This is a genomic window from Psychrobacter sp. 1U2 (assembly GCF_051847575.1).
The window spans coordinates 1-811 of the sequence record NZ_JBPYDC010000836.1; the positions used below are offsets into that span (position 1 = coordinate 1).

An 811-nucleotide genomic window follows, 5' to 3' on the forward strand; every position below is an offset into this window, starting at 1 on the left:
CTCATTCATGAGCTGGCAGACGATTTGCAGTTTATCTTTATTAGTCATAATAAGCTTGCAATGCAAATTGCCGATGAGCTGAAGGGTATTACCATGCCAAATGCTGGTATCTCTACTTTAGTGAGTGTTTCACTCAATGAAGCGGCCAGCTATATCGACAATTAGTATAAATAATCGATATTAATCATTGATAACTGGTATCGGATTTTATACAGACTTTAGTATTATAGTGAGTGCTGAGAGTGTAACGTAACGCAACTATGTCGCGCTGACCATAAACAATTACTATATGGTGACGAGGTTAGTCAGCCATGCTAGACTATTGCCATTTATTCCATTTTGTGTATTCCCTTTTATCATAGTTATTAGGATGTATTTCTCATGACCGCTATTCAGTTTGTTTTGATTGCCGTTGCTGCATTTGTTGTGCTTGCAGGCCTGTTTATGGTCATTCGTAGCTTTAAGCGTCGGAATGGTACGGAGGTTGCGGTAGTCAATTATGATAAAAATGGTATACCTATCATACCGCGTCACGAGCGTAATATTGTCGATCAACCAGATTTTGATGATACAGTTCCAGGTGAGACCACCATTGCGCCCAATCGTGACTATCTCGATGCGGTTATCGAAGATGAGCCGTTGACCGAGACCCATACCACTGTCGATGCACAATTGACTCAAGGTCGCGGTGAGATTGGCGTGGATACTGATGACAACAATGATGAAGACTATACGCGCTGGCAAGCTGAGCAGCAACGTGCAGATAATGCTGAGTTTTCAGAAGCAGCTCGCCACATGCAAGCTGGTAATG

The 811-nt window shown here is 42.3% G+C and carries 1 pseudogene; it reads left to right on the forward strand.

Annotated features, from left to right (window positions below):
* Positions 1 to 381 precede the first annotated feature (381 nt).
* Positions 382 to 811, forward strand: a pseudogene (locus ACS8FD_RS19030) (cell division protein ZipA C-terminal FtsZ-binding domain-containing protein); the annotation flags it as partial.